Genomic DNA, 5,434 nt, shown 5'->3' with positions numbered 1-5,434 from the left:
AAAAAACTTTAAATTTTTGAGAAAAACATTTGGTCAATTAGAAATAAAGTTTTACTTTTGCACACGCAAATACGATAAGCGAAACGACAGAAAGTAGCGAAGTAGGAAGCGAGAGAAAAGAGATCATTGAAAAATAATATACAACCAAAATTAAGGAAAAACTAAAGCGTATTAAAGAAACTTTGAGTGAGTCAGACAAACATACAATGGAGAGTTTGATCCTGGCTCAGGATGAACGCTAGCGGGAGGCCTAACACATGCAAGCCGAGCGGTATTTGTTCTTCGGAACAGAGAGAGCGGCGTACGGGTGCGGAACACGTGTGCAACCTGCCTTTATCAGGGGGATAGCCTTTCGAAAGGAAGATTAATACCCCATAATATAATGAACGGCATCGTTTATTATTGAAAACTCCGGTGGATAGAGATGGGCACGCGCAAGATTAGATAGTTGGTAGGGTAACGGCCTACCAAGTCAGTGATCTTTAGGGGGCCTGAGAGGGTGATCCCCCACACTGGTACTGAGACACGGACCAGACTCCTACGGGAGGCAGCAGTGAGGAATATTGGACAATGGGTGAGAGCCTGATCCAGCCATCCCGCGTGAAGGACGACGGTTCTATGGATTGTAAACTTCTTTTATACTGGGATAAACCTACTTACGTGTAAGTAGCTGAAGGTACAGTATGAATAAGCACCGGCTAACTCCGTGCCAGCAGCCGCGGTAATACGGAGGGTGCAAGCGTTATCCGGATTTATTGGGTTTAAAGGGTCCGTAGGCGGATCTGTAAGTCAGTGGTGAAATCTCATAGCTTAACTATGAAACTGCCATTGATACTGCAGGTCTTGAGTAAAGTAGAAGTGGCTGGAATAAGTAGTGTAGCGGTGAAATGCATAGATATTACTTAGAACACCAATTGCGAAGGCAGGTCACTATGTTTTAACTGACGCTGATGGACGAAAGCGTGGGGAGCGAACAGGATTAGATACCCTGGTAGTCCACGCCGTAAACGATGCTAACTCGTTTTTGGGTTTTCGGATTCAGAGACTAAGCGAAAGTGATAAGTTAGCCACCTGGGGAGTACGTTCGCAAGAATGAAACTCAAAGGAATTGACGGGGGCCCGCACAAGCGGTGGATTATGTGGTTTAATTCGATGATACGCGAGGAACCTTACCAAGGCTTAAATGGGAATTGACAGGTTTAGAAATAGACTTTTCTTCGGACAATTTTCAAGGTGCTGCATGGTTGTCGTCAGCTCGTGCCGTGAGGTGTTAGGTTAAGTCCTGCAACGAGCGCAACCCCTGTCACTAGTTGCCATCATTCAGTTGGGGACTCTAGTGAGACTGCCTACGCAAGTAGAGAGGAAGGTGGGGATGACGTCAAATCATCACGGCCCTTACGCCTTGGGCCACACACGTAATACAATGGCCGGTACAGAGGGCAGCTACTTAGCGATAAGATGCGAATCTCGAAAGCCGGTCTCAGTTCGGATTGGAGTCTGCAACTCGACTCTATGAAGCTGGAATCGCTAGTAATCGCGCATCAGCCATGGCGCGGTGAATACGTTCCCGGGCCTTGTACACACCGCCCGTCAAGCCATGGAAGTCTGGGGTACCTGAAGTCGGTGACCGTAACAGGAGCTGCCTAGGGTAAAACAGGTAACTAGGGCTAAGTCGTAACAAGGTAGCCGTACCGGAAGGTGCGGCTGGAACATCTCATTTTAGAGCGTCTTTCGACGTTAAACAAAACAGTACGCAAGTACAAAAAGTACTTATTTAAAGTTTTTAGCTTTAGTTTTTTTATTTGGTTGATATATAATATAAAATACAAACCCACTAGAAATTAGTATAGGGAAGAGATTTTAGTAAAGAAGTTAGAGGTTAGATATTAGAAGTTAGTTAAAACAAGCAACTAAAACCGACAACCACCAACTAAAAACAAAGTCTCGTAGCTCAGCTGGTTAGAGCGCTACACTGATAATGTAGAGGTCGGCAGTTCGAGCCTGCCCGAGACTACTAATTGAAATAGAGGTTAGAAATTAGAATTTAAAAGTTAGTTTTTACTAATATCTAATTACTAATATTTAACATCTGACTAGAGGGGGAATTAGCTCAGCTGGCTAGAGCGCCTGCCTTGCACGCAGGAGGTCAAGGGTTCGACTCCCTTATTCTCCACATTGTTATTAAATTAACATTAATTTGAAGGTTTAGTTTTAAAAAAGCAGATAGAGCCAAAAACAATATTTGCGGATTAAGCTTGAGAAAGCATAAAGATCATTGACATTAACGGTAAAGATATCACAAAGAGAAAACCGAGCGCAATTAAGCGTTTGAGTTTACAAAAAATAGTTTAGCAGCAATGTTAGACAAAAAAATACTGAACTAATTAATAATTAGGAAAGAAATCGTTAAGGGCGTATGGCGGATGCCTAGGCTTTCAGAGGCGACGAAGGACGTGGTAAGCTGCGAAAAGCTGCGGGGATTGGCACACACGAATTGATCCGCAGATGTCCGAATGGGGCAACCCGGCTGGTTGAAGACCAGTCACTCCGCAAGGAGAGCAAACCAGGAGAACTGAAACATCTAAGTACCCTGAGGAAAAGAAATCGAAGAGATTCCGTAAGTAGTGGCGAGCGAACGCGGATTAGCCCAAAAGTCTTTATATATTTAGAAGAATGTTCTGGAAAGAACAGCCGTAGACGGTGATAGCCCGGTATTCGAAAGGTATATTTAGATGATAAATGAGTAGGGCGGGACACGTGAAATCCTGTCTGAATATGGGGGGACCATCCTCCAAGGCTAAATACTCCTGAAAGACCGATAGTGAACAAGTACTGTGAAGGAAAGGTGAAAAGCACTTCGAATAGAAGGGTGAAATAGAACCTGAAACCGTACGCCTACAAGCGGTCGGAGCCCACAAGTTGGGTGACGGCGTGCCTTTTGCATAATGAGCCTACGAGTTAATGTTACTAGCGAGGTTAAGTACTTCAGGTACGGAGCCGGAGCGAAAGCGAGTCTGAATAGGGCGCTTAGTTAGTAGTATTAGACGCGAAACCTTGTGATCTACCCATGGGCAGGTTGAAGCTTTGGTAACACAAAGTGGAGGACCGAACCGGTTGACGTTGAAAAGTCTTCGGATGACCTGTGGGTAGGGGTGAAAGGCCAATCAAACTGGGAGATAGCTCGTACTCCCCGAAATGCATTTAGGTGCAGCGTCGTGTATAAGTTTATTAGAGGTAGAGCTACTGATTGGATGCGGGGGAGTCAAATCCTACCAATTCCTGACAAACTCCGAATGCTAATAAATGTTCCACGGCAGTGAGGGCGCGGGTGCTAAGGTCCGTGTCCGAGAGGGAAAGAACCCAGACCAACAGCTAAGGTCCCCAAATATATGTTAAGTTGAAGCAACGCGGTTGGACTGCATTGACAGCTAGGATGTTGGCTTGGAAGCAGCCATTCATTTAAAGAGTGCGTAACAGCTCACTAGTCGAGCGGTCCGGCATGGATAATAATCGGGCATAAACATATTACCGAAGCTATGGATTTATACCTTAGAGGTATATCTGGTAGGGGAGCATTCTGTTTGCACAGAAGCAGTAGCGTGAGCTATTGTGGAGCGTACAGAAAAGAAAATGTAGGCATAAGTAACGATAAAGCGGGCGAGAAACCCGCTCACCGAAAGACTAAGGTTTCCTCAGCCATGCTAATCAGCTGAGGGTTAGTCGGGACCTAACGCGAACCCGAAAGGGGTAGTGGATGGACAATGGGTTAATATTCCCATACTTGCTCACACTAAAAAGGGGACGGAGTGCCGTACTTACTGGAGACTGACGGAATAGTCAAGACCTAGCCTTCGGGCGAAGTTGCTGTAGGGAAAGTGCTTCCAAGAAAAGCCGAAGTGAAGCAACCCGTACCAAAACCGACACAGGTAGTCGAGGAGAGAATCCTAAGGTGCTAGAGTGAATCATGGTTAAGGAACTAGGCAAAATAGTCTCGTAACTTCGGGAGAAGAGACGCCATCAGCAATGGTGGCCGCAGTAAAAAGGCCCAGGCGACTGTTTATCAAAAACACAGGACTCTGCAAAATCGAAAGATGCAGTATAGGGTCTGACACCTGCCCGGTGCTGGAAGGTTAAGGAAGGGCGTTAGCAGCAATGCGAAGCGTTTGACTGAAGCCCCAGTAAACGGCGGCCGTAACTATAACGGTCCTAAGGTAGCGAAATTCCTTGTCGGGTAAGTTCCGACCTGCACGAATGGTGTAACGATCTGGGCACTGTCTCAACCATGAGCTCTGTGAAATTGTAGTCTCGGTGAAGATGCCGAGTACCCGCAATGGGACGAAAAGACCCTGTGAACCTTTACTATAACTTCGTATTGACTTTGAGTAAGTAATGTGTAGGATAGGTGGGAGACTTTGAAGCAGGCACGCTAGTGTTTGTGGAGTCAACGTTGAAATACCACCCTTTACTTACTTGGAGCCTAACTTCTTTCAGAAGGACACTGCGTGGTGGGTAGTTTGACTGGGGTGGTCGCCTCCAAAAGAGTAACGGAGGCTTTCAAAGGTACCCTCAGCACGCTTGGTAACCGTGCGTAGAGTGTAATGGCATAAGGGTGCTTGACTGTGAGACCTACAAGTCGATCAGGTGCGAAAGCAGGACATAGTGATCCGGTGGTTCCGTATGGAAGGGCCATCGCTCATAGGATAAAAGGTACTCCGGGGATAACAGGCTAGTCTCCCCCAAGAGCTCATATCGACGGGGAGGTTCGGCACCTCGATGTCGGCTCGTCACATCCTGGGGCTGGAGAAGGTCCCAAGGGTTGGGCTGTTCGCCCATTAAAGTGGCACGCGAGCTGGGTTCAGAACGTCGTGAGACAGTTCGGTCTCTATCTATTGCGGGCGTTAGATGTTTGAGAGGGCTTGAATCTAGTACGAGAGGACCGATTTGAACAAACCTCTGGTGTATCAGTTGTTCCGCCAGGAGCACCGCTGAGTAGCTACGTTTGGAAGAGATAAGCACTGAAAGCATATAAGTGCGAAACTCGCCTCAAGATGAGACATCTTTTAAGGGTCGTTGGAGATGACGACGTTGATAGGCTACAGGTGTAAAGTTGGTAACAGCATAGCCGAGTAGTACTAATTACCCGTAGATTTATAGCCTAATTGGCAACACTTAATTGCGCAATTAAAGGTTCTCTCTTTGTGAATGTTTTTATCGATTAAAACCAGGTATCGGATGATAGATACCAGGTATAAGGTAGCAGCAAATGCTATTGCCTCAAACCTGTAATCTACAACCTGAACCTTATATACAACCTTTAGGGTGGTTTTAGCGGTGGGGCTCACCTGTTCCCATTCCGAACACAGAAGTTAAGCCCACCAGCGCCGATGGTACTGCGAAAGCGGGAGAGTAGGTCGCCGCCAGTTTTTTTTCAAAC

At 46.4% G+C, this 5,434-nt stretch carries 2 tRNA genes and 3 rRNA genes; all 5 read left to right on the top strand.

Features of this window, described 5'->3' with window-relative positions:
* Positions 1-203 precede the first annotated feature (203 nt).
* The 5 genes from OEA66_RS20300 (at position 204) to rrf (ending at position 5,423) form a co-directional block, all read left to right on the top strand.
* Positions 204-1,720 (top strand): 16S ribosomal RNA (locus OEA66_RS20300).
* Between the two features lie 220 nt (positions 1,721-1,940).
* Positions 1,941-2,014: transfer RNA gene (locus OEA66_RS20295), tRNA-Ile, on the top strand.
* An 85-nt stretch (positions 2,015-2,099) separates the two neighbouring features.
* Positions 2,100-2,173, top strand: a tRNA-Ala gene (locus OEA66_RS20290).
* Between the two features lie 223 nt (positions 2,174-2,396).
* A 23S ribosomal RNA gene (locus OEA66_RS20285) occupies positions 2,397-5,156 on the top strand.
* A 159-nt stretch (positions 5,157-5,315) separates the two neighbouring features.
* A 5S ribosomal RNA gene (gene rrf / locus OEA66_RS20280) occupies positions 5,316-5,423 on the top strand.
* Together the 16S, 23S and 5S rRNA genes with 2 tRNA genes alongside form the textbook arrangement of a ribosomal RNA operon.
* The last annotated feature ends 11 nt before the right edge of the window (positions 5,424-5,434 follow it).

The sequence above is a fragment of the Chryseobacterium luquanense genome (genome assembly GCF_026460945.1).
GTDB lineage: Bacteria > Bacteroidota > Bacteroidia > Flavobacteriales > Weeksellaceae > Chryseobacterium > Chryseobacterium luquanense.
This window is presented reverse-complemented; position numbering and strand designations above follow the sequence as displayed.